Below are 21,109 nucleotides of genomic sequence, written 5' to 3'. Positions count from 1 at the left end.
GGACGTCTGTATCTGTAGCAGAGACCCTGCAGCAGCACATGCTCCAGAAGTGCTTTGGCAAAAGCTACAGATGATGGCCCCAAACGATCAAATACTGCTTGTTTGCTTACAGGGGTTCCGCTAAGCTGGCTAATCTGGAAAGCCCATTGACTGAATGTGTTTTGCATTTGAGAACAGCTTAACACAAAGCCCATAACAAAATCCATCGGAGAAATCTTCTTTGCACTGCGCTGAAGAAAACCACTGCTCCGAGCTATAGTATCAATGGTTGATCCATTAAAAAAAATATCAAATCTTTTTTTTATTTTAGAGTTGAAAAAGCGGCTTGTAGACATTGTCAAATGTGTTTAGAACTACAAGTTGCTTTTTCCATTTTAAATAATAATCACAGACTTTTCAACCTTTGTCAATATCATTAACTTGACGCTAATGCGAGCAGGCGGGATCAGCATCTTTCCTGCAAATAACAAACTTTGATCTTAAAAACTATAGTTTGGAGATAAATGTTATTTTTTTTTCCGCTCTATGCCGCGGTGGCATGGTAGTTTTTCGCAGATCATGTTATTTTTATTTGTGCTCAAGAATGCTGGCGCATTTTGGAGCGCCAATTACCCAAAGCGCTTTGTCAATCCAACAATGGGCCTTTTACACAATCCTATGAACATCAAAAAAACAGTGGCCCTTCGTTTAATCAGTTTTTGTTGTGTTTTCTATGGGCTGATTGAGCCCTTCGGGGTTTGTGTTCAATACTTCTTTAAAACTTTAAATTAGCGTTTATGAATACAAAACCACTGCGTTTTAGGTTTGGCAATGCTATTTGTTCTATTCTGCACCTGTTTTTTTGATTTCTCCGGCCCTTGGGATTCACGGCGTTCTTCGGTTAAAACAATGTGTTATTTGAGGAAGCTAGCAAAACGCCTAAAAAATTAAACTCAAAAAGATGTGTCCACACGATAGACCTGCGCGGGAAAGACGACCACGCTATTGGAGTCCGTCATTGATACCTGTAGCGAAGCGAAAAGCTACGAAGTAATCAAATTAGGCAACGCAAACCCGTAATTTTAGTATTGAAGCAATTTATTGTATTATATTAACATTATGCTATAAATGTGCGTTAAAAGGACTTATTTGGCTTTAGATTTTACCGCCTGGATACTTAAATAAAGTTCAAACTTAATTTTCGATCCAAAAAACTTAACCAAATAATTATGAGAATTTATAACACCTCTAGCGGGATTATTATACACCACAATAACCAATATTTTTTAACAGAAGAGAAAAGCTGGGATAGGTTCGTAAACAGGAACAACCTCTTCAAAGTGGTGAGTAGTGAGTTGCAACATCTCCAACCTAACGAAGACTTACAAGCGCTCACCCATTCAGCTGTTTTAACGCCTATAGGCAGCCAGGAAGTATGGGCATCTGGTGTAACTTATTTTCGTAGCAGGGAAGCCAGAATAGAGGAATCAAAAGAAGCAAAAGGTGGAGATTTTTATGCAAGGGTATATGATGCAGACCGGCCAGAACTTTTTTTTAAGTCACCATCTTACCGTACAGTGGGTTTCGGAGGAAACATACGGATCAGGGCAGATTCTAAATGGAACGTACCTGAACCGGAATTGACGTTATTTATTTGCTCAGAAGGCACTATAGAAGGTTATACAATAGGTAATGATGTATCTTCGAGGGATATTGAGGGCGAAAATCCGCTTTATCTCCCGCAGGCCAAATCATACAATGGAGCTACGGCTTTAGGGCCCTGCCTTTTAGTAACAGATGGCCCGATAGATCCGAATACCAATATCAGCATCGAAATATCCAGAGATTCTGATGTCCTTTTTAAGGAGAAAATATCCATTAACCAAATGAAACGTAAGCACACGGAATTAGTGGCTTACTTGTTTCGCGAATTGGATTTCCCTCATGGAACCTATTTAATGACAGGTACAGGAATAATCCCGACTGATGATTTCACTTTACGTAGCGGAGACATTGTAAAAATAACCATTTCAGAAATTGGTTCGCTTATAAATATCGTAACATGATAAACATTGGCAAACAAATTATAGATTTCGAAACCTCTGCCGAAGCAAGTGAAACGATTTTTCAATAGATATGTCCACTAGCGAAAAATCTAATTAAAGAAGTAAAAAATAGCGCAACATAGTATATTCTAAATATGAAATCATATAGAAGTTCGACCTGGTTTGGGAAAAAAGATAAAATGGGCCTCATCTATCGCAGTTGGATGAAAAACCAGGGCATGCCCGAAGACATGTTTGACGGCAGACCGGTAATCGGCATTTGTAATACATGGTCTGAACTTACACCTTGCAATGCCCACCTGCGTGATATTGCCGAAAGTGTTCGTCGCGGGGTTTTGGAAGCTGGCGGTTTTCCGCTGGAATTTCCCATCATGTCATTGGGCGAAACGCTCATGAAACCCACCGCCATGTTGTTCCGTAACCTCGCCAGTATGGATGCAGAGGAATCAATAAGAGGCAACCCTATTGATGGTGTAGTACTCCTTACGGGCTGCGATAAAACTACGCCTTCTACGCTAATGGGAGCGGCAAGTGTAGATCTGCCAACCATTGTGGTTCCTGGCGGACCAATGTTAAACGGAAAATATCACGGACATGACATAGGCTCAGGAACAAGTGTATGGAAGCTGACAGAGGAATTAAAGAAAGGCGAAATTACTTATGATGAATATGCAGAAGTAGAAAGTTGCATGTCCCGTAGCCCGGGCCACTGTATGACAATGGGAACAGCTTCTACTATGGCTTGCATGGTAGAAGCCTTAGGCATGAGCCTTTCGGGTGGTGCGGCTATACCTGCCGTCGATTCCCGGCGGAAAAGGCTTGCTCAGCTATCCGGAAGGAGAATAGTTGAAATGGTTAAAGAAGACCTGAAAATTTCTAAAATACTAACACGGGATGCCTTTGAAAATGCCATTAAGGTAAATGCCGCAGTAGGAGGTTCTTCAAACTTTATTATTCACCTCACCGCTATTGCAGGGCGTATGGGTGTAGCGCTAAACTTAGACGATTTTGATGATATTGGTAGTAAAATGCCGCTTCTTGTAAATCTTATGCCTTCAGGGAAATTTTTGATGGAGGATTTTTACTATGCCGGTGGTGTACCTGCTGTTTTAAAACAAATGCAATCTGTTTTAAAAATGGATATCCTAACGGTAAGCGGGAAAACGCATGCCGAGAACATTGCTGATAAAGGAATAAATTACAACAAGGAAGTTATTTATGAGTTTGAGCAGCCGATCATCAAAGAAGCCGGAATTACCGTACTAAAAGGTAATCTTGCAGTTAACGGAGCGGTTATAAAGCCATCTGCAGCTACGCCCAGTTTAATGCAGCACCGAGGTAGGGCAGTAGTGTTCGAAAACATTGAGGATTACCATGCGAGAGTAGATGACCCTGATTTGGATATCGATGAAACTTGTGTAATGGTCTTGAAAACGGTTGGTCCGGTCGGCTATCCAGGTATGCCTGAGGTAGGTAACATGACATTACCCAAAAAGTTACTTGACAAGGGCGTAACAGATATGGTAAGGATATCCGATGGAAGGATGAGTGGTACGGCATATGGTACAGTTATACTGCACGTATCGCCAGAGTCTGCTATCGGTGGAAATTTAGCGCTGGTAGAAAACGGCGACATGATTGAGCTGGATGTAGCCAATAAACGTATCCACCTTGAAGTGAGTGATGAAGTGTTAGCCCTGAGGCGAAGCAATTGGGTACCGTCAATTCCTGCTGCAACACGTGGTTATGTAAACTTATATGTCAACCATGTTCAGCAGGCAGATAAAGGTGCTGATCTGGATTTTTTAGTAGGCGGTTCAGGTTCTACAGTAACCAGAGACTCTCATTAAAGTAGGAACATGGATGTACTGATTCTTTTTGGCTGTATAGTTATACTTGTATTATTAATTGCCTGGGCGAAGGTTAATACCTTTCTTGCATTTTTAATCGTATCTGTAGGAGCAGCTTTATTGTTAGGTATGCCCGTCGCTAGTATTCCGCAAACTATTAATAAAGGATTAGGAGATACATTAGGATCGCTGGCAATTATCATCGTTTTGGGCGCCATGCTCGGAAAACTCGTCGCTTCCAGTGGTGCCGCTCAAAAAATAGCCACAGTATTAAAAAAGACATTCGGCGCTAAATACATTACCTGGGCCATGTCTTTAACAGGATTTATAGTGGGCATTCCATTATTTTATAATGTTGGGTTTGTATTGCTGATTCCAATTATCTTTTCGGTAGCGTACAACTATAAGTTACCTCTGGTGTATGTAGGATTGCCTATGCTTGCATCGCTGTCCGTAATGCATGGTTTTTTGCCACCGCATCCATCGCCCATGGCTTTAGTAACCCAGTTTAATGCAGATTTGGTTAAGACCTTTATCTATGGTTTAATCGTGGCCATACCTGCTATAATTATTGCAGGCCCTATTTTCGCAAAAGTATTAATAAATATGGAATCTGGCCCAACAGTTACCTTGCAGGCCAATGAACTGCCTGATAATGAATTGCCAGGGATAACAAATAGTGTGATTTCTGCCTTGTTGCCTGTACTTATAATTTTAGGTACCACGTTGATAACCAAGATATTTAGTGATAATATTGCAGTCGTAAATCTTGCCAGATTTATCGGCGATCCAACTATTGCGATGATATTAACCATTTGTATTGCAACATTTACACTTGGGATTAGGTCAGGTAAAAAGCTGATTGACATTATGGTGATTTTTGTTGATGCAGCAAAAGATATAGCGATGATCCTTTTAATCATCGGTAGCGCAGGTATTTTGAAACAAGTATTTGTTGAAACAGGGGTGAGCAACAGCCTTGCCGTAATTTTGAAAGGATTAACCCTACCACCTTTATTATTGGCCTGGTTAATAACGGCCGTGTTAAGGCTTTGCCTGGGTTCGGCTACCATAGCTGGCCTCACCGCTGCTGGTATCGTTTATCCGCTTGTTGGGCCTCACGGCGCCGATCCAAATTTAATGGTGCTCGCAGTTGGATCAGGAAGCCTGTTTTGTTCTCATGTAAACGACTCCTCTTTCTGGCTATTCAAAGAGTATTTAGGATTATCTATAAAACAAACATTTTTGTCCTGGTCGCTGATGGAAACGCTGGTTTCAGTTATCGGACTCATTGGAATACTGATCATGAACCAGGTACTGTTTAGATAGATAATAAAGGGCGTACTTATTAATAAAATTATGCTTTAATGCATGTTATATAGTTTATATTCGAAAACAAAATTTAGTCCTCCATCAAGATAATAGCGTAACCGGGCATGAAAAAAATAGTTGGTTTATTTATCACGCTGGCAAGTTTTACAGTGTCAGCACAGCAATCGGATTTTACAAATGTTTATCCTTTCATCGAAAATATTAAGGTATTTGAAATCAACCAGACTGAAGGTCACACGGTTTGTATCCCTTTAAAATCGGTTGGTGAATCATTAAATCATCAGAAATGGAAGTCAGAAAATGTACTTTCGTTGAATGGAAGGTGGAAATTCCATTTCGCCAATACGCCGGAAGGTACACCCAAGAACTTTTTTATATCAAATTATAATGATCAGAAATGGTCTGAAATTACAGTTCCATCCAACTGGGAAATGCAGGGTTTTGGCGATCCTTTTTTCCGAAATGTTGCACATCCGTTTCGTTCCAATCCGCCTTTTGTCCCTCGCGAATACAACCCGACTGGCTCGTATCGAAAAACATTTACACTACCAGCAAATTGGAAAAGCAAACGCATTTTATTACGCATGGAGAAAACCGCTTCGGCATCGTTTGTCTGGATCAACGGACAGGAAGTTGGCTACAACGAAGGTGCGCAGGAGCCTGCTGAATATGATGTTACCAGTTTTTTGAAACCCGGAAAAAATACCATTGCCGTAAACGTAATTAAATATTCAGATGGTGTGTATCTCGAAAGCCAGGACTATTGGCGCCTGGCTGGTATTTTCGATGATGTTTGGCTGTATGCAAAATCGGATGTACATATCTTCGACTGGCATGCCACTACCGCCCTGGACAAAAACTATGAGAACTCAAAACTGAATTTGCAGATTACGGTAAATAACCAATCGAAAATTGATAAACAGAACTACAAGGTTCGGGCTTCGCTGTTTAATTCAGACAATGTGCTGGTTAAGAATTTTACTTCTGATGTAGTTCAAATAACAGCTGACAATAAGCAAATTATTAATATTTCATCAGATGTCATAAACCCTAAAAAGTGGACTGCTGAAACGCCCAATCTTTATCGGTTAACGTTGGAATTGATTAACAGGGAAGGTAAAACCGAAGAGATAATTGCTGGTCGCATTGGCTTTAAAGAGACTGAAATCCGTCATCAGGTTTTCTATCTGAATGGAAAAGCCATCAAACTTAACGGCATCAATACACACATGCAACACCCCGATTTGGGGCACACGATGGACGAAGCGACCATCAGGAAAGACTTTGAAATACTGAAGCAATTCAATATAAATTGTATACGCATATCACACTATCCACCTGTAACACGATATTTAGAATTGGCAGACGAATATGGGTTTTACATCATCGATGAAACCGGAAATGAAGCACATGCCACTGAATATTTGAGCGATAAAACCGAATGGGAACCCATGTACCGCGAGCGGGTGCGCAAAATGGTTTTGCACGACCGAAATCATCCCTCCATTCTGTTTTGGAGCGCTGGGAACGAAAGTGGCGAAGGGAAAAATATTTGTGCGGTGATTGATGAAGGACGGAAATACGATACTACCCGATATTGGATGTATGGTGGAAATGCTTTTTCGCATTCTTGCGAAGAGATTATCGGCCCACGTTACCCATCGCCTTTCGACCTCAAAAATCAGGTGGGGATGGTTCCTGAAAGTGTTGATCCGCGACCATCGTTTATGGACGAATACCTTTCGGTGGCTGGAAATGCCGGTGGCGGACTGGACGAATATTGGGATGTGATTTACCAGTATCCGCGCATCATGGGCGGAGCAATCTGGGATTTCGTGAGTCCGGGATTACGAGAGCCAGTTCGCAAATTGACAGATTCTTCACCAAACAAGGTCGCAACTCACATCATGGGACGCGCCAAACTGGTCGCCGGACACAATGGAAAAGGTATTGATCTGAATAGTCACGATCAGTGGGTGGAAGTTTTTCAGGATAAAAAAATTGAAATCTCCAATAATGAACTCACGGTTTCGTTTTGGATTTTTCCACGTGATTTAATGAAAATGGGTGGAACGATGCTCACCAAAGGAAACAATCAATTTGGTTTGCAGCAAGTTGGTGACAAATCGCTCGATTTCTATATCTACACTTCGAAAAAAACAGTTGTCCGTGGTGAATTACCAAAAGATTGGACACAAAACTGGCATCATGTGGCAGGTATTTATAACGGGAAATCGATATCACTATATATCGATAACAAAAAGTTAGCTGAAACTTCTGTTACAGGGAACATTACCAATTTCCCTTTTCCGCTTAATGTGGGCAAGAATGCCGAGACACATGGCCAGCATACCTCCGGTTATTTGTGCGATGCCATTATCGATCAGGTGGGTATTTTCCCCAAAGCGATTGAAATCAATGATTTATTGGCAGCAAAACCGGACTTGAAAAACCGTGCAGCTTTGTGGCTCGATTTTGAGCAGGAGCAAAAAAAAGGCGAATTTTTTAGCTATGGAATTGGCGCACGTACCTATGGAAGTATTTGGCCCGATCGGGTTCCGGAGCCGGAAATGTGGCAAATAAAAAAGTCTGCTCAACCCATTTCTGTAAAGTGGAGCAACGCCGAAAAAATGGAAATTGAAGTGCAGAACCGAAACTTTTTTACGAATACCAATGGCTTTGAAGCACGTTGGAATCTGGAAGAAAACGGAATATCAATAGCTTCCGGAAAATTGGAGGTGGATGTTGAACCGGAAGCAAAAAAAATCTACATTCTTCCTATCCAGAAGCCTCAGCTAAAAGCCGGTGCAACCTATTTGGCAACAGTTAGCTTTCATTCAAAAGAAGCGACACAATGGGCACCGAAGGGTTTTGAACAGTGTTGGGATCAATTGGAAATGCCATGGATTGTTCCTGCAAATAGAAAATTGGTACAGCGTCCAACCAATCCTTTAAAAGTGACAGATAATGAGCAACATTTGATTGTATCCGGAGTAAGTTTCGATTATGCCTTTAATAAAGCCGATGGACAATTGTACTCCATGAAATACATGGGTAAAGAATTGCTGAAACAGGGAGCGCAACTCAATGTTTGGCGTGCCCCTCTGGCGAACGAACAGGACGACTGGACCTATCCTTCGGTAAATGTATTTCCTAGAACCGAGGGCTATGGAAGGATGGTTGCCACTTCATGGCATTCCATCGGTCTGGATAAAATGAAGTCAAAACTTGAATCATTTCGGGTTGAAAATAAGGCTGGAAACGCAATTGTCAGTATTCGTCAAATTGCTCTTTTTGGAAATGCAAGCGGGGCAGGCTTCGAAAATGAGATGATTTATACAATTTCGCCCGACGGTGAAATTAGTCTGCAGCACACAATCAATCCGAATGGAAAAATGCCCAGTTCGTTGCCACGTATCGGAACAAAATGGGTATTCGACGATCAAATGCAAAATGTACAATGGTTTGGACGTGGGCCACAGGAGAACTATCCAGACCGCAAAACCGGCTATCGGATCGGGCATTATCAATCGACAGTTGATGCGATGTTCGTACCGTATTTGCTACCTCAGGATTGCGGCTTGCGCACCGACAACCGCAATGTGCGACTGACAAATGCTGAAGGAATCGGAATTGAGTTTTCGGCAAACGAACCGTTTAATTTCAATTGCTACAATTACAGCACCGAAAATTTGTCGAAGGCAAAATACACCTATCAGCTGATCAAATCGGATGGTGTAACATTCAATTTCGACTATCAAACTACCGGAGTAGGATGCACGGCAATTGGGGTGCTTAATAAATATCAAACCATTCCCCAAACCATACAGTTCACAAGTTCGATAAAACCATTTAAAATCAATAAATAAGCCTGATAATTTTTAAAATAACAAGAGCCATATAATGCTTAATTAAATGACAAATCGGTTGATTGTAAATGGCACACAAAATGGAAATGTTTATAACAAACTGTACAATATTGATTATGCACAATTCGGTGAGTCAATTTTAACCCTTTTGCCTTAACACCGAATCACTCACCAATTTTTGTGAATTCATGTGATTTTTGGCGATTCCCTAAAAGCAAAAACCCTGCTAATCGTTCGATTGCAGGGTTTTATACGTTTTGATAGTCTTTGGTGTGATCCCGCTGGGATTGGCTCAGCCCCGCAAAACCCCGAACTCTGCCCTGAGCCTTTTACAAATCGAACCCAGGCCGGGGCTCCTGTTCGAATCCCAGCGGACATAAAACAAAAAAACCTCACATTTCTGTGAGGTTTTCTGTGATCCCGCTGGGATTCGAACCCAGGACCACTACATTAAAAGTGTAATGCTCTACCAGCTGAGCTACGGAATCTACTTTACTTAAAACGTTAGTCGTTTCCTTTAAAGTGGTGCAAATATAGGGTTATGAAGCATTTCCTGCAAATAAAAAATCGCCAAATGCGTTAGTGTATTGATTTATAGGGGAATTAATTATTTACCTTCTCTTTTTTAAACTTAATTGATATTTTTATCGCTCCTAATTTAATATCAATCATGCATAGATTTCTTTCTGCTTTGTTTTTTTTGCCGCTTCTCTTAATACTTTCTTGTCAATCTAAGCACGCTAACGAAGAAGAACAGGCTAAACACAAACAAGATTCTTTAGCCTCATGCGAAAAAAATATGCCAAGCCGTTTTGGCGCAGTAAAAGAGTCTTCAAGTTTCGCTTCCAATAATAAAGCAAGTCATGAAGGCATGATTTTAGTTCCGGCAGGCGAATTTGCCATGGGCGCTTCTGATAAAGAGGGTAGAGATGATGAATACCCGCAACATCAGGTTAAAGTCTCTTCTTTCTGGATGGATGCTACCGAAGTAACCAATGCCAGTTTTAAAAAGTTTGTTGATGCAACTGGCTATGTTACTACGGCTGAGCGTAAACCAGATTGGGAAGAAATGAAAAAACAGCTTCCGGCAGGTACGCCAAAACCGCCTGACAGTGTTTTTGTCGCAGCGTCTTTGGTCTTTTATCAGCCTAAAAGTGTTACCTCTTTAAATGATGCCTCGCAATGGTGGCGTTGGGTTAAAGGCGCCAATTGGAAACATCCTCATGGCCCTGACAGCGATATTAAAGGAAAAGAGAACTTTCCCGTTATACATGTATCCTGGGATGATGCCATGGCCTATTGTAAATGGTCTGGTAAACGTTTACCAACAGAGGCAGAGTGGGAGTATGCCGCAAGAGGTGCTTTGAAAAATGAAAAATATCCATGGGGGAACGAAGATATAGAAAAAGGTAAGGTAAAAGCCAATACCTGGCAGGGGAACTTCCCGGTTAAAAACACGAATTGGGATGGCTTTAATGGTTTAGCTGCAGTGAAAAAATTTAAGCCGAACGGTTATGGACTTTATGACATGGCAGGCAACGTATGGGAGTGGTGCAGCGATTGGTACCGGCCTGATTATTATAGCAAGCTTTCAGGGTTGAGCACCAATCCTAAAGGTCCGTCAGACAGCTACGACCCTATGGAGCCGACTATACCTAAAAGAGTGGTAAGGGGTGGTTCTTTTATGTGTAACGCCTCTTATTGTAAAGGTTACCGGGTAACATCTAGAATGAAAACTTCTGTTGATACTGGCTTAGAGCATACCGGTTTTAGGTGCGTGAGCACTGACTAAAGCCCGTTTCTGTCAAAGTTAAAATTACGCAAACGTTTGATCCTTATTTTATTAAATATTATTGTTTAGTTTGGTCCGAACAAATTAAACCGAACCAAAACTTTATGCAACAAACAACAAAATCAGGTCAAACGCAAGGGCCAAAACCACTTATTATCATTTGTGCCCTATTCTTTATTTTTGGCTTTGTAACCTGGGCAAACGGAACATTAATTCCTTTCTTTAAATTATCTTTCGGATTATCAAACTTACAGGCATTCTTCGTAACCTTTGCATCGTACATGGCTTACTTCTTTTTAGCGCTGCCATCATCGTGGATACTTAAAAAAGTTGGCTTTAAAAATGGAATTGTGTTAGGCCTGGTTATTTTAGGTCTGGGTTCTTTGATATTTATACCTGCGGCTCAAACCAGAACGTTTGGTTTGTTTTTAACCGGAATTTTTGTTCAGGGTGCAGCATTGGCTTTATTACAAACCGCATCAAACCCGTACTTAACCATTATCGGCCCTATTGAAAGTGCTGCAAAACGGATCAGTATTGCGGGTATCTGTAATAAATTTGCCGGCATGATTGTGCCTTTGATTATGGGCAGTCTGTTTTTGAAAAATGCTTCGGAAGTGGAAAAACAAATCAAAGCGGCTACCGGCGCTGTGCACGAGCAGTTATTAAATGATGTTTTAGGCCGTGTAAATATACCTTACATTGTTTTGGCAATCGTTTTCTGCCTTTTTGCCGTTTTTATTAAATTCACCAATCTTCCAGAAGTTGAAGTAGAAGAAGATGTGATTGATGAAAGCAAAGGAGAGGTGGTAAAACATACAAGTATCTTTCAGTTCCCACACTTATTCCTGGGTGCACTTTGTATTTTTGTATATGTTGGCGCAGAGGTTATGGCTGGCGATATTATTGGTATTTACGGTCGCGAGTTAGGCATTAGTGCAGAAATTAGCGGAAAGTTAACCTCTATTACGCTTTTCAGTATGTTAATCGGTTATATTATTGGTATTGTTACCATTCCAAAATACGTCTCTCAGCAGAAAGCCCTTAGAATCTGTGCTATTTTAGGCATCATATTTACCGTTTTATCTTTTGTTATTTCCAGCTGGTTCGCTGTAATTTTTGTAGCCTTATTGGGTTTGGCCAATTCATTAATGTGGCCGGCAATTTTCCCGCTGGGTATTAGCCACCTGGGTAAATTTACCAAAATCGGTTCGGCGATTATGATTATGGGTATTGCTGGTGGTGCTTTAATGCCATTATTATATGCTTTCTTAAATGAAAAATTACATATTAACTTTCAGTTGGCCTATCTTTTAACTGTATTACCATGTTACCTATACATTCTGTATTTTGCTATAAAAGGCCATAAAGCAGGATTGAATCTGAAATAACCAAAACCAAATAAATTTTATGATTAAGCCCGGTCTTTAATTAGATTGGGCTTTCTTTTGTCCTTAATTTTCAGTTATTTTGGCGAATTATAAACGAGGTCTGAATCACAATACTCATATCTCATATCTCAAATCACAATAATGAATAAAGCTATTTTTCTAGACCGTGATGGTGTACTCAATCACGAAATATATGATTACATCTGCCGTGTTGAAGATTTTAAAATCCTGGATTACCAGATTCCAGTATTAAAAAAACTATTCGATGAAGGTTATCTTTTAATTGTAATTACCAATCAGGGCGGTATTGCTTTAAAACGTTATACCGAGCAAGAGCTGGCCATTATGCACCAAATGCTCCGCAATGCTTTTGTGGCTGAAGGAGCCGATATTGCTGGCTTTTATTATTGCCCGCATCACCCCACGGTTGGTGGCGAATGCAAGTGCAGAAAACCTGCTTCGGGTATGATTTTAGATGCAATTGATATGTACGATATCGACCCGGCACAATCTATTATGATCGGCGATAAGCCAAGAGATGTTGAAGCGGCAAATGGGGCAGGAGTAAAAGGGATTCTAATTGAACCTGATGAACAGATCAGTTATGAGAAGATTAAAGAAGTCCTTAGTCGTGAGTCTTTAGTCTAAAGTCCCTTTTAAAGTGCATAAAAAATCCTATTACGCTTTTCCCCGCCTCATACTTACAAAATCTTTCCACGCGCTGCCCATTGAGATTTCGTAAGATGCCATGGCCAACTAGACCTGATTGAAATGACATTCCGGTATTCGATTAATTTAACTTTATCGAATATTTACCGGAATATAATGGAAAGCAGGACCACAGGAACCGATTAGCACTGTTTCTGCTCTCCAAAAAAAGAAAATCGCGGTGACTTACGAAGTTTAGAGTGGATATTGCAGGGGAAAAACTTCGTCAGCCATAAGCCTGCGGATTTCTACTACGCTTTGCTTTCCTATACTTACAAAATCCTTCCACGCGCTGCCCATTGAGATTTCGTAAGTACCTGGCCACTTAGACCTGATTGAAATGACATTCCGGTATTCGATTGATTTAACTTTATCGAATATTTACCGGAATATAATGGAAAGCAGGACTACAGAAACCGATCAGCACTGTTTCTGCATTCAAAAAAAGAAACTTCGCGATGACTTACGAAGTTTACAGAGCAGGAGCGGATGAATAACTTCGTCAGTCAGAAGCTTCTGAAATTCTATTACGCTTTTCTTCACCTCATACTTACGAAATCCTTCAACCCGCTTACCCATTGAGATTTCGTAAGATGTCCGTAAACAAAAAATCCTAAGTCTTAAACCGGGAATCCGACTCAAGACTTAGGACTAAAAGACTTTCGACTTTATAATTCTTATTTCCCAGCAGCTTTAGCGTGGTCAGCTAAAAATGTAGCTAAACCGCTATCTGTTAGTGGGTGTTTTAATAAACCTGCAATGGCAGCCAAAGGCGCAGTAATTACATCGGCACCTAATTTAGCACAATTAACGATGTGTAATGGTCCGCGGATTGATGCAGCTAAAATCTGAGTTTCATAACCGTAGTTATCAAAAATAGTTCTGATATCTTCAATTAAAACCAAACCATCGCTAGAAATATCATCTAAACGGCCTAAGAACGGAGAAACATAAGTAGCTCCAGCTTTAGCAGCTAATAATGCCTGTCCGGCAGAGAAGATTAAAGTACAGTTGGTTTTAATTCCTTTTGACGAGAAATATTTAATGGCTTTAACACCATCTTTAATCATTGGTACTTTTACTACGATTTTCGGGTTTAAAGCGGCTAAAGCTTCACCTTCTTTAACAATCTCATCGAAAGTAGTGGCAATAACTTCAGCACTTACGTTATCATCAACAATATCGCAGATAGCTTTGTAGTGGTTAATTACATTTTGTTCGCCAGTAATACCTTCTTTCGCCATTAAGCTAGGGTTGGTGGTTACGCCATCTAAAATGCCAAGATCTTGCGCTTCTTTGATTTGATCAAGATTTGCTGTGTCAATAAAAAATTTCATGTTTATAAATTCTTAAATATTTGAGTTTCTATGATTGAACCCTGAAGAATTTAGTTCCCCCTTCAGGGGATTAAGGGAAAAGAAAAAAAGGGCAAGCACCTTCTATCGCACCGCTACAACCTTCTACCCTTGCTGTGTTCCCACCCTGGGGGAGTTCAAAGGGAGCTGGTCGTAAAAGACTTGCCCGGCCACAAAGGTAGAAAAAGAAGTTGTTTCGCAAAATGCATTTTTGTATTTTTTTTCTCTTTTAGGCTATGTAGCTGATTAATAAATTAATAAAATTAAAATGTGTATTTTTAAATTGTAGAAGGAAATACAATATATGTAAGATTCCATATGTTATATTTATATGTAAATTAAGAATTCACAAATAAATCAATAATTAAAACGATTTATCAAGGAATTCAGCAGAAAAAGTGCATTTATTGTATAATATTATCATTATAAATTTGATAAATATTCACCAATATCATTATCATTTTTTTAATCTAAAAGCATTAAATTACTTAAGGACTAAAATTTTTCTAAAAATCATGTCAACTCTGTAATTTAAGATTTGTTTTTCGTATCTTAGTGTTTCCTATACACTAACAACTAACGAGCAAAGAATGGAACCAAACAGTGGATTGTACGATGCGCAATTTGAACACGATGCCTGCGGTATTGGGTTCGTTGCACATGTGAAAGGGCGAAAATCGCATCAAATCATCTCTGATGCACTTACTATTTTAGAGAATCTAGATCATAGAGGGGCATGTGGAGCAGAACCAAATACAGGCGATGGTGCAGGTATTATGATTCAGATTCCTCACGAATTTTTTTACGACGAATGTTTAAAAGCTGGCTTTAGCCTACCAGAGACCAATAATTATGGTGTAGGTATGTTATTTATGCCAAAAGATATCAGATCGAGAGAAGAGTGCAGAGAATTGATTTACCGTGCCGCCGAAAAATTAGGCCTGGAAATTTTAGGCTTTAGAAAAGTTGATGTTGACACCACAGATATTGGCAATATGGCCCTTTCTGTTGAACCGGAAATTGAGCAGGTATTTATTGCCCGTCCTTATGCAGTGGCACCAGGGGCAGATTTCGAACGTAAACTTTATATTTTTAAAAATTACCTGATTAAACTGATCGTAAACACCGTTCATGGTGGTAAAGATTTTTATATTGTTTCGCTTTCTGCGCAAACCATTATATATAAAGGTCAGCTTACTTCTTTACAGGTACGTACATATTTCACCGATCTAACCGATAAGCGCATGGTTTCTGCTTTAGGTTTAGTTCACTCGCGTTTTGCAACCAATACTTTCCCTTCGTGGAGATTGGCGCAGCCATTCCGCTTTATTGCACATAATGGTGAGATCAATACTTTACAAGGAAATTTAAACTGGTTTAGAGCAGGTGTTAAGTCTTTTGCTTCTGCTTACTTTACCCCGGAAGAATTAGATATGTTATTGCCTGTAATTGACGAAACTAATTCAGATTCAGGCTGTTTAGATAATGTTATCGAACTATTACTTCACTCTGGAAGAACCCTGCCGCACGTATTAATGATGTTGGTACCAGAGGCATGGGATGGTAACGAAGATATGGATCCTGTTAAAAGGGCATTTTACGAATTCCATGCTACTTTAATGGAACCATGGGATGGACCTGCAGCGATTGCTTTTACCGATGGTAAATTAATAGGTGCCACTTTAGACCGTAATGGTCTTCGTCCTTCCCGTTACGCCATTACTTCTGATGACCGCGTAATTATGGGTTCTGAGGCTGGTGCATTAGCTATCGATCAAAGTACTGTAATCGAAAAAGGCCGTTTAACGCCAGGTAAAATGTTCGTTGTGGATATGGAGCAGGGCAGGATTATCAGCGATAACGAAATTAAAGAAGAAGTTTGTGGTAAAAGCCCTTATGCCGATTGGATTAATCAATACCAGATCCGTTTAGAGGAATTACCTGAGCCACGTGTAATGTTCACCGGCTTATCTACAGAGTCTATTTTTAAATATCAACAGGTTTTTGGTTACAGCAGAGAAGATGTAGATCTTTTGCTTAAACCAATGGCTATTGAAGGAAAAGAACCGATCGGTTCGATGGGTACCGATACACCATTGGCTATTCTATCAAAACGTCCTCAGCACTTATCATCTTATTTTAAGCAGTTATTTGCACAGGTAACCAATCCGCCAATTGATCCGATCAGGGAGAAAGTGGTAATGAGTTTGGCCAGTTTTATGGGTAGCATGGGTAATTTATTGGAAGAAACCCCAAAACAAGCACACTGTGTAGCCATTAAACACCCAATCTTAACCAATCAGGAATTAGAGAAGTTAAGAAGTATTGATACAGGTGTTTTCCAGGCGAAAACTTTACAGACTTATTTCAGGGCTGATGGCAAGCCGGGTGCTATGGCAAAAGCCTTAGACCGTTTATGCCGTTATGCAGTTGATGCGGTTGAAGATGGTTTTCAGGTAATTGTATTAACCGATAGGGCTATTGACTCTGAGCATGCCGCAATGCCTTCTTTATTGGCGGTTTCTGCCGTACACCATCACTTAATCCGCAAAGGATACCGGGGTGCCGTGGGTATTGTAATAGAGGCCGGTGATATCTGGGAAGTACATCATTTCGCCACATTACTGGGCTTTGGTGTTACTGCAATTAACCCTTACCTGGCTTTGGAAACCATTAACGAGTTTAAGGAAGAATCTGGTTTATCAGCAGAACAGCTTACCAAAAACTATATCTACGCGGTAAATAGCGGTTTACTTAAAATTTTCTCTAAAATGGGAATCTCAACCTTGCAATCATACCAAGGTGCGCAGATTTTCGAGATTTTAGGTTTAAATAAACAAGTAGTGAATACTTACTTCACCGGTGCAGTTTCTCGTATTGGTGGCTTAGGACTGGATGAAATTGCAAAAGAAACCTTAATTAAACATCACCGCAGTTTTGGTCCGTTAACAGAAACCGAAAACCTGTTGCCAGCAGGTGGAACTTATAAATTCCGCCGTAAAGGTGAAGCCCATTTGTTTAACCCGCAAACTATTCACTTGCTGCAGAACGCAACCCGTAAAAACGATTACAATATTTTCAAACAGTACTCTAAACTGGTGAATGAGCAAACACAACAAGCTTATACCATCCGTGGATTGTTCGAATTTAACTATAGCCGCCCATCAGTTCCTTTAAGTGAAGTAGAATCAACCGAGGCAATTTTAAAAAGATTTGCAACAGGGGCAATGTCTTTCGGTTCAATCTCTCATGAGGCACACTCTACTTTAGCCATTGCCATGAACCGTATTGGTGGAAAGAGCAATACCGGTGAGGGTGGTGAAGATGAAATGCGTTATACTAAATTGCCAAATGGCGATAGCATGCGCTCAGCAATTAAACAAGTGGCCTCTGCACGTTTTGGTGTAACCAGTTACTACTTAACCAATGCCGATGAGTTACAGATTAAAATGGCTCAAGGTGCTAAACCAGGAGAAGGTGGTCAATTACCAGGACACAAAGTGGATGACTGGATTGCAAAAGTTCGTCACTCTACACCGGGTGTTGGTTTAATTTCACCTCCGCCTCACCACGACATTTATTCGATCGAAGATTTAGCACAGTTAATTTTTGATCTGAAAAATGCTAACCGTGCAGCAAGGATCAACGTAAAATTGGTTTCGAAAGCTGGCGTAGGTACTATTGCCGCGGGTGTTGCTAAAGCACATGCCGATGTGATTCTGGTATCTGGTTTTGATGGTGGAACAGGAGCATCTCCTTTAACCTCGATCCAACATGCTGGTTTACCATGGGAGCTAGGCTTAGCAGAAGCACACCAGACTTTGGTAAAAAACAAATTGCGTAACCGCATCGTGTTACAAACAGATGGTCAGCTTAAAACGGGTAGAGATATTGCTATCGCTGCATTATTAGGTGCTGAAGAATGGGGTGTTGCAACAGCAGCCTTGGTTACTTCGGGATGTATTATGATGCGTAAATGCCATTTAAATACTTGTCCGGTTGGCGTAGCAACACAAGATCCGGAATTAAGAAAATTATTTACCGGTGATGCTGACCACGTAGTGAACTTGTTTTATTTCCTTGCCGAAGAATTACGTGAGATTATGGCTGAATTAGGTTTCAGAACCATCCACGAAATGATCGGTCAGGCTGATATTTTAAAAGTACGCGAATTGCCTGCGGAAGACTGGAAATTGAAACACCTTGATTTATCAGCTATATTATATAAAGCTGAAGAAAATGGTTTGCCTCTATTTAATACTGAAGGCCAGGATCATGGTTTGGATCATGTTTTAGATCATAAATTAATTGCCGCTGCACAACCTGCTATTGATCATAACGAACCGGTTTTTGCCAGTTTCGATGTGAAAAATACCGACCGTGCGCTGGGTACCATGTTATCGAATGAAATTTCGAAAGTTCATTTAGGCGCTGGCTTACCTCCAGATACGATCAACTTTAAATTTGTTGGTTCGGCCGGACAGAGTTTCGGTGCTTTCAATACCCGTGGGGTAACGTTATCATTAGAAGGTGAAGCGAACGATTACGTAGGTAAAGGATTATCGGGCGCAAGATTGGCCATTTATCCTTTCTCAAACTCAACTTTTATCCCTGAGCAAAATATCATTATCGGTAACGTAGCCCTTTATGGTGCAACTTCTGGTGAGTTATTTGCCCGTGGTAAAGCAGGTGAGCGTTTCGCCGTACGTAACTCTGGTGCAACAGCTGTTGTTGAGGGGGTGGGCGATCATGGTTGCGAATACATGACAGGTGGTGAAGTGCTGATTCTTGGTGACACCGGAAGCAATTTCGCTGCTGGTATGAGTGGTGGTGTGGCCTGGATTTATGATGCCAACGGAACTTTTGCACGCAAATGCAATAAAGAAATGGTTGATCTTGATCCATTACAAGCTGAAGATGAGGAGCGTATTTTAGCTTTGCTTAAAACGCATATCCGCTTAACGGATAGTAGAGTAGCTGAGTTTATCTTGAGCGACTGGAAAACTCAATCTGCTCATTTCGTAAAAGTATTCCCTAAAGAATACAAAGCAGTTTTAAGCAAACGTAATCAACAAGTAAAAACACACTAGGCCATGGGAAAAGTAACAGGATTTCAAGAATACGATAGAGTTGCGCCCACTAGAGAAGAGGCTGCAACACGTGTAAAACACTATGGGGAATTTTTAAATGAATTACCCTCAAAAGAATTAAATAATCAAGCTGCCCGTTGTATGGATTGCGGTGTACCTTTCTGCCAATCAGGCTGCCCATTGGGTAACGTGATACCAGAATTTAACGACGCCGTTTATCAGGGTAAATGGGAATTAGCTACGAATATTTTATTAAGCACCAATAATTTCCCTGAATTTACAGGTAGAATTTGCCCTGCACCATGCGAATCTGCATGTGTATTAGGCATTAACCGCCCGCCGGTTTCTATCGAGGAAATTGAAAAACACATCATCGAAATTGCTTTCGAAAAAGGATTTATCAAAGCAAAAGCACCATTAATCAGAACTGGTAAAAAGGTTGCTGTAATCGGTTCAGGTCCTGCGGGCTTAGCTGCTGCTGTTCAATTAAATAAAGTTGGACATGAAGTTACCGTTTTCGAACGTGACGATGCTCCAGGTGGTTTATTGAGGTACGGTATTCCTGATTTTAAACTACAAAAAAATGTAGTGGATCGCCGTATTGATTTAATGAAAGAAGAAGGCATCATTTTTAAATGTAATGCCAATGTAGGCGAGAATGTTGAGATAGGTACTTTGTTACGCGATTTCAACTCGATTGTACTGGCTGGTGGTTCGACTATTCCACGCGATTTACCAATTGATGGCCGTTCTGCTAAAGGGGTTCACTTTGCAATGGATTTCTTGAAACAACAAAATAAACGTGTAGCTAACAGAGCCGTTGAAGCGGAAGATATTATGGCTACAGGTAAAAATGTAATTGTAATTGGTGGCGGCGATACGGGATCTGACTGTATTGGTACTTCAAACCGTCATGGTGCGAAATCAGTTACACAATTCGAGATTATGCCGATGCCGCCACAGGCACGTAACGAGCATATGCCTTGGCCAAATTACCCAATGTTGCTAAAAAATACTTCTTCTCACGAAGAAGGTGCACAAAGGGCTTGGTCGGTAAATACTAAAAACTTTATTGCTGATGAAAAAGGAAATCTTAAAGCATTAAAAGTAGTTGATGTAGAATGGGAAATTGATGCAAATGGCCGTCCGGTTACTTTTAAAGAAGTGGCTGGTACCGAAAGAGATCTTCCATGCGAACTGGTACTTTTAGCAATGGGTTTCTTACACCCTCAAAAAGAAGGTTTAATTGAGAAATTAGGCGTGGAACTGGATAACCGCGGAAACGTAAAAGCATCTGAACACACATACCAAACCAATATTGCTAAGATTTTTGCTGCAGGTGATGTTCGCCGTGGACAATCATTAGTAGTTTGGGCCATTTCAGAAGGTAGAGAGGCTGCCCGTAAGGTAGACGAATATTTGATGGGAACAACTAAGCTGGCATCGAAAGATGCGGTTGCATACGCATAGTAGGTTTTAAATTCTATATTTTTAAGGTCGTGGTGCAAACCACGACCTTTTTTATTTAGTCCTTCTCGTCATGCTGAACTTGTTTCAGTATCTATCATGCTGTGTAATCGTTGATTAATTTTTTGCCACCGAACTTCCCTTTCTATCCGTAGAGTTAAGTGCAGCGTCTCTACGGACCTGCGAATAAAGCTGAGTTTATAACTCGAC

10 protein-coding genes, 1 tRNA gene and 1 other RNA gene are annotated in these 21,109 nt (G+C 40.5%); 9 read left to right on the top strand and 3 right to left on the bottom strand.

The features are described from left to right. Positions 1-1,208: 1,208 nt before the first annotated feature. From EYS08_RS23785 to EYS08_RS23770, 4 genes are all read left to right on the top strand, one after another. On the top strand, positions 1,209-2,045 hold the full coding sequence (locus EYS08_RS23785; RefSeq protein ID WP_131032434.1) for a fumarylacetoacetate hydrolase family protein: 837 nt from the start codon (positions 1,209-1,211) through the stop codon (positions 2,043-2,045). 134 nt (positions 2,046-2,179) lie between these two features. Then, positions 2,180-3,895, top strand: a complete 1,716-nt coding sequence (locus tag EYS08_RS23780) for an IlvD/Edd family dehydratase (protein ID WP_131032433.1) — start codon at positions 2,180-2,182, stop codon at positions 3,893-3,895. A 9-nt stretch (positions 3,896-3,904) separates the two neighbouring features. Beyond that, positions 3,905-5,224: a gluconate:H+ symporter gene (locus tag EYS08_RS23775; RefSeq protein ID WP_131032432.1), complete on the top strand. Its 1,320-nt coding sequence runs from the start codon at positions 3,905-3,907 to the stop codon at positions 5,222-5,224. Positions 5,225-5,331: 107 nt separating this feature from the next. Next, complete coding sequence (locus EYS08_RS23770) at positions 5,332-9,096, top strand: beta-galactosidase small subunit-related protein (protein ID WP_131032431.1); 3,765 nt, start codon at positions 5,332-5,334, stop codon at positions 9,094-9,096. A gap of 415 nt (positions 9,097-9,511) precedes the next feature. Here the strand turns inward: EYS08_RS23770 and EYS08_RS23765 are convergent. Continuing rightward, positions 9,512-9,584 (bottom strand) — tRNA-Lys (locus EYS08_RS23765). 182 nt (positions 9,585-9,766) lie between these two features. On the opposite strand from EYS08_RS23765, the gene EYS08_RS23760 reads away from it, so the two are divergent. From EYS08_RS23760 to EYS08_RS23750, 3 genes are all read left to right on the top strand, one after another. Beyond that, entirely contained in the window at positions 9,767-10,888 is a 1,122-nt protein-coding gene (locus EYS08_RS23760) for a formylglycine-generating enzyme family protein (protein ID WP_131032430.1), read from the top strand. Positions 10,889-10,992: 104 nt separating this feature from the next. Continuing rightward, a complete protein-coding gene (locus EYS08_RS23755) occupies positions 10,993-12,279 on the top strand; it encodes a sugar MFS transporter (protein WP_131032429.1) in 1,287 nt (428 codons plus the stop codon). A 141-nt stretch (positions 12,280-12,420) separates the two neighbouring features. Then, positions 12,421-12,927: a D-glycero-alpha-D-manno-heptose-1,7-bisphosphate 7-phosphatase gene (locus tag EYS08_RS23750; RefSeq protein WP_131032428.1), complete on the top strand. Its 507-nt coding sequence runs from the start codon at positions 12,421-12,423 to the stop codon at positions 12,925-12,927. Between the two features lie 737 nt (positions 12,928-13,664). On the opposite strand, the gene fsa is transcribed toward EYS08_RS23750, so the two are convergent. Together fsa and ffs are read right to left on the bottom strand one after the other, a co-directional pair. Beyond that, positions 13,665-14,324, bottom strand: coding sequence for a fructose-6-phosphate aldolase (gene fsa / locus EYS08_RS23745; protein ID WP_131032427.1), 660 nt, complete (start codon positions 14,322-14,324; stop codon positions 13,665-13,667). Positions 14,325-14,410: 86 nt separating this feature from the next. After that, positions 14,411-14,510, bottom strand: an RNA gene (gene ffs / locus EYS08_RS23740) — signal recognition particle sRNA small type. 422 nt (positions 14,511-14,932) lie between these two features. Between ffs and gltB the strand changes: the two genes are divergently transcribed. Beyond that, on the top strand, positions 14,933-19,432 hold the full coding sequence (gltB, locus tag EYS08_RS23735; protein WP_131032426.1) for a glutamate synthase large subunit: 4,500 nt from the start codon (positions 14,933-14,935) through the stop codon (positions 19,430-19,432). 3 nt (positions 19,433-19,435) lie between these two features. Next, positions 19,436-20,902 carry a glutamate synthase subunit beta gene (locus tag EYS08_RS23730; protein WP_131032425.1) on the top strand — a complete coding sequence of 489 codons (1,467 nt, stop codon included), beginning with the start codon at positions 19,436-19,438 and terminating at the stop codon, positions 20,900-20,902. Positions 20,903-21,109: the final 207 nt, after the last annotated feature.

Origin of the sequence: Pedobacter kyonggii (assembly GCF_004310665.1) — a bacterium.
GTDB classification, from domain to species: domain Bacteria; phylum Bacteroidota; class Bacteroidia; order Sphingobacteriales; family Sphingobacteriaceae; genus Pedobacter; species Pedobacter kyonggii.
The sequence above is the reverse complement of the archived record's forward strand: the minus strand, read 5'-3'. Positions and strand labels throughout refer to the sequence as shown.

Bases quoted from the DNA above. Each gene is read 5' to 3' on its own strand.
- EYS08_RS23785 (WP_131032434.1), top strand. From the start codon at position 1,209: ATGAGAATTTATAACACCTCTAGCGGGATTATTATACACCACAATAAC.
- EYS08_RS23780 (WP_131032433.1), top strand. From the start codon at position 2,180: ATGAAATCATATAGAAGTTCGACCTGGTTTGGGAAAAAAGATAAAATG.
- EYS08_RS23775 (WP_131032432.1), top strand. From the start codon at position 3,905: ATGGATGTACTGATTCTTTTTGGCTGTATAGTTATACTTGTATTATTA.
- EYS08_RS23770 (WP_131032431.1), top strand. From the start codon at position 5,332: ATGAAAAAAATAGTTGGTTTATTTATCACGCTGGCAAGTTTTACAGTG.
- EYS08_RS23760 (WP_131032430.1), top strand. From the start codon at position 9,767: ATGCATAGATTTCTTTCTGCTTTGTTTTTTTTGCCGCTTCTCTTAATA.
- EYS08_RS23755 (WP_131032429.1), top strand. From the start codon at position 10,993: ATGCAACAAACAACAAAATCAGGTCAAACGCAAGGGCCAAAACCACTT.
- EYS08_RS23750 (WP_131032428.1), top strand. From the start codon at position 12,421: ATGAATAAAGCTATTTTTCTAGACCGTGATGGTGTACTCAATCACGAA.
- fsa (WP_131032427.1), bottom strand. From the start codon at position 14,324: ATGAAATTTTTTATTGACACAGCAAATCTTGATCAAATCAAAGAAGCG.
- gltB (WP_131032426.1), top strand. From the start codon at position 14,933: ATGGAACCAAACAGTGGATTGTACGATGCGCAATTTGAACACGATGCC.
- EYS08_RS23730 (WP_131032425.1), top strand. From the start codon at position 19,436: ATGGGAAAAGTAACAGGATTTCAAGAATACGATAGAGTTGCGCCCACT.